Raw genomic sequence first — 4061 nt, 5'->3', positions numbered from 1 at the left:
GGGTGCGGTCGCGGGGGCGGGGGTGGGCTGGGCCGTCGACCGGACGGACCGCTGCGCGGGCGCGGCGGCCTCCCCGGTCGCGCAGTGCCGCTCCACGGAGTCGGCGGGGAAGTCGCTCGGCTCGGCCGGGGCGGTGGCCGCCGCGGGGGAGCGGAGCGGATGGGCGTCGAGGTGCTGCTGCGGGCAGCCGACGGGCAGCAGGGAGAACAGGCCGAGCAGCAGCGCGGCCAGGAGCCTGATGGGCATGACGGGACTCCGCGCGGCCGCGCGGGGGCGGCAGCGGATCGGCGGGGCGGAGGGGGTGGACGCGGGCGACGGGCGCCGAGCCGCGCCGAGTGGCGGGCGTGGCGGGGCGTGGCCCGGGGCCGGTCTAGACCCTCAGTCGGGCGATCCGGTGCGGGGGTTCGGGGCTTCCGGGACCGGTGCTCCCGGCGCCGGTGCCGCCGGCCGCGGGGCCCGTCGGGTCGGGCGCCGGTGCGGCGTCTCCGAGGGCCGGCTGGGCGGCGCCGAAGGACCAGGCGGCCTCGGCGTCGGGGCCGTCCTCGGGCTTCCCGGACAGGCACTCGCCGCCGGGGTGGTCGGCGTCCTCGCCGTGTTCCTGCTGGTGGGCGGGTTGCGTGGGCTGCGGAGCCTTCGGGCCCTGGGGTCCGTCGTCCGCCGCCGTGGCGTGGGCGGACCAGACGATCCCGATCGGATCGGTGTGCCCGGCGCCGGTCTCCGCGCTGAACCCGTGGGACGCGAACACGGCCATCAGCAGGGCGCCCAGCCAGAACAGCTGCGCCGCCACCCCTCGGGGGCGGGCGCGTCGTGTACGCAACGGCGACCGGGCGGTGACCATGCCGTGATCCTAGCCCGACTTCCTGTTCCGTCATAGCGCGTCTCAGATGGTGTGATGAATCGTCAACTGACGTCGTCCGGAGTGCGATCGGAAGAGTCGGAAGAAAGTGTTATCGGCGAGGACGGGGAGGGTCTCCTGGGCACGGGAGCGAACGCGCGATGCCGTGGGTGAGGTCCACGGCGGGATCGCGGAGTTCGAGATGGGGCACTCCGCGCGGAGCCAGAGGTCTCCGACCGCGCCCGCTCCCGACGCGCCGCCGGACCGTCCCGTCCGCCGGCGCACCCGGCGGTCCGCATGCTCCCCCCTGGCTGCGGACCGCCGGGGTCACCGGGCTGGCTGCGGGCCACCGGGTCATTGAGCCGAGGCCCGTTCCTTGGGCAGCCGCCAGACCAGTTCCTCGCCGGTCTCCGCCGGCGCGAGCGCCTCGGCGGGGCGGCGCAGGTGCTCGGTGAAGCCGAGGCGGGCCGGGACGGCGCCGCTGGCCCGGTTGGCCGGGTCGTGGACGATCTCGACGGCCTCCACCCCGGGGAGGTGGAACGCCTCGTCGGCCAGGGCCCGCGCGGTCCGGGTGGCCAGCCCGCGCCCGGTGGCGGCGGGGTGCAGCCAGTAGCCGATCTCACGGACCTCCTCAGGAGTGTCCTCGCGTCGGAACAGCCCGCAGGCACCGACGATCGCGCCGTCGAGCACGATCGCGTACGTGAAGTCCCGCCCGTTCGCCCAGAGTTCCGCGCGGCCGGCGAGGAACTCGGCGGTCTTGGCGCGGCTGTGCTCGCTCACCCAGGGCATCCAGGGCCGCAGGTGCTCCAGCGACTCCTCGATGACGGCGAAGAACTCGGGCAGGTCCGCCTCGCCGTCGAAGCGGCGCAGGGTGGCCCCGTCCAGGGCGATGACGTGCTGGGGATGGTTCATGGCAGGAGGATGGTCCGTGCACGCCTCGCCAGGCAAACGGGTTTTCCGGCAGGGGCCGTCCGCTCGTCAGCCCGGTCCGCCCGCCGGGGTGCGCCGCTGCAGCAGGACGGCCGCCTCGCGGTCGGTGACCTCGTGGAACTCGCCGTACCAGGGCCCGGCGGCGTGCGCGTAGCGGGGCAGGTGGAGGCAGACCACCGCGTCCACGTCCCGGCGCAGGTCGGCCGCGATCCGGGCGTCGCCGACCGGCGCCGCGAGGATCAGCCGCTCCGGGTGGTCGGCGGCCAGGGCGTGGAGGGCCGCCCGGGCGGTGAGCGCGTCGGTCAGCCCGTCGGAGACCAGGACGACGGTGCGCCCCCGCAGCGGGAGCCGGGCCCGGCCCGGGCGGTAGAGCGCCTCGCGGCGGTGCACCTCGATCCGCTCCCGCTTGACGGCCGTGCCCAGCTCGGCCGCGGTGACCCCGAGGCTCTCCAGGGCGTACCGGTCGAGCAGCGGCGGGTCGCCGTCCGCGATCGCGCCGACCGGGCGGTCGTGTCCCGGCACGGCCAGCGGCCGGACCACCGTGGCGTCGAGCGGGGCGCCCAGCGCCTCGGCGACCTCGGCGGCCACCGGCAGCCCGCCGGGGGCCAGGCCGAGGACCACCACCCCGGCACCGGCCCGCCCGCCCAGCAGCGGGACGAGCCTGCGGGCCAGCTGGTGCCCGGCGGTGCTGCGGTCGAGGAATCTCACGGGCCTGTCCTTGTCCTCCATGTGTTCGAGTGCCCCGGTCGGGGCCGGGGCGGCAAGGCCGGGCGAGCGGCCTGCGGGCACCGTCCGTTCCGCCCCGTCACCGGGGCGGCTGCCCCGTTGCGGCGGGCTCTAACGTCCGGGAACGTCCGGGAACGTCCGGGCGCGATCCGGGGACGGTGAGGGCGGTGCCGCCGGGGCCGGCGCGCCCTTCCCGTTCCCGTGGTACCGCCCCCGGCTGCCCGACTACTGTTGCCCGGCATGACCGACACCGGGACCGAACTCACCGCGGAGCTGGTCCGCGCGCTGCTGCACGACCAGCACCCCGACCTGGCCGACCGCCCCGTGACGCTCGGCGCGCGCGGTTGGGACAACCAGCTGTGGCGGCTCGGCGACGACCTCGCCGTCCGGCTGCCCTGGGCGACGCGGTCGGCGGACGAGCTGCTGCGCAAGGAACACGCCTGGCTGCCCGCCCTCGCCCCGCACCTGCCGCTGCCCGTCCCCGTCCCGCAGCGCCTCGGCGAGCCCTCCGAGCGGTTCCCGCGGCCCTGGATCGTCACCACCTGGGTGCCGGGCGCGCCCGCCGACCGCGCCCCCGCCACCCGCGCCGCGCAGGCCGCCGACACCCTGGCCGCCTTCCTGACCGCCCTCCACCGCCCCGCCCCCGAGGGTGCGCCCGCCGGTCGCGGCCGCGGCGGACCGCTGGCCGACCACGCCGAAGGCTTCGCCAGGCAGCTCGCCTCGGCCACCGAGCTGGGGCTGCTCCCCGACCCGGAGGCCGTCCGCGCGGTCTGGGAGGACGCCGTCACCGCGCCGGAGTGGACGGGCCCGAACCTGTGGCTCCACGGCGACCTGCACCCGGCCAACGTGCTCACCGCCGACGGCACCTTCTGCGGCGTGATCGACTTCGGCGACCTCTTCGCCGGTGACCCGGCCGGCGACCTCGCCGCCGCCTGGATCCTGCTGCCGGACGGCGCCGCCGACCGCTTCCACGCGGCCTACCGGCCCGCCCCGGACCCCGCCACCCTGCGCCGCGCCCGCGGCTGGGCGGTGCTGCGCGCCCTCTCCTGCCTGCGCATCGGGCACGCCGGCGACCACGGCCGCCCCGGCGGCAAGCCCACCTGGGGCCCACCCGCCCGGGCCGCCCTGGCCCGCCTCGTCGCCACGGCCGGCCACTGACGGCGCGCTGTCACCGTTAGGGGCTGCCCCGTCCGGGTAGGCGCGGTTCCGTACGGGGGCCGATCGAGACCAGGACGGAAGGGATTCCCATGGTGCTGCTGGGACTTCTGCTGATGGCGGCGTCCGGCACGTTCGTCGGGCTGCTGATCGCGGACAACCTCTCCGGTGGGCCCGACTACCAGGTGACGGTCCTGGGCAACGACCTGGTGACGCTCGACAGCCTGGGCATCTTCCTCGCCGGGGTGGCACTGGCGCTGCTCTTCTGCCTCGGTTTCGCGCTGCTGAGGCCGTTCCGGCGGATCCGGTGGATCGGGCAGTCCTCACACGCGGCGCGCTCCTCGCGAACGGCGGGCTCCTCGCGAACGGCGGGCTCCGCGCGAACGGCGGGCTCCGCGGATCTGGACCCCACCGA

Annotated in this window: 6 protein-coding genes; 2 read left to right on the top strand and 4 right to left on the bottom strand. The window is 76.8% G+C overall.

Translation table 11 applies throughout. From position 1 onward, the window contains the following. The 4 genes from ACFU6K_RS33085 to ACFU6K_RS33070 form a co-directional block, all read right to left on the bottom strand. On the bottom strand, positions 1-246 hold a 246-nt coding region (locus ACFU6K_RS33085), incomplete at its 3' end, for a hypothetical protein (protein WP_380669362.1). Between the two features lie 124 nt (positions 247-370). After that, entirely contained in the window at positions 371-838 is a 468-nt protein-coding gene (locus ACFU6K_RS33080) for a hypothetical protein (protein WP_380669360.1), read from the bottom strand. Between the two features lie 351 nt (positions 839-1189). Further along, complete coding sequence (locus ACFU6K_RS33075; protein ID WP_380669358.1) at positions 1190-1747, bottom strand: GNAT family N-acetyltransferase; 558 nt, start codon at positions 1745-1747, stop codon at positions 1190-1192. 66 nt (positions 1748-1813) lie between these two features. After that, positions 1814-2473: a phosphoribosyltransferase gene (locus ACFU6K_RS33070; RefSeq protein ID WP_380669356.1), complete on the bottom strand. Its 660-nt coding sequence runs from the start codon at positions 2471-2473 to the stop codon at positions 1814-1816. A gap of 258 nt (positions 2474-2731) precedes the next feature. Here ACFU6K_RS33070 and ACFU6K_RS33065 point away from each other — a divergent pair, with 258 nt between their 5' ends. Next, positions 2732-3649, top strand: a complete 918-nt coding sequence (locus ACFU6K_RS33065; RefSeq protein ID WP_380669354.1) for an aminoglycoside phosphotransferase family protein — start codon at positions 2732-2734, stop codon at positions 3647-3649. Between the two features lie 89 nt (positions 3650-3738). Further along, positions 3739-4061: hypothetical protein (locus ACFU6K_RS33060; RefSeq protein ID WP_380669352.1), on the top strand; the 323-nt coding region annotated here is incomplete at its 3' end.

This window comes from Kitasatospora sp. NPDC057512, from assembly GCF_042802135.1.
Taxonomy (GTDB): domain Bacteria; phylum Actinomycetota; class Actinomycetes; order Streptomycetales; family Streptomycetaceae; genus Kitasatospora.
The sequence above is the reverse complement of the archived record's forward strand: the minus strand, read 5'-3'. Positions and strand labels throughout refer to the sequence as shown.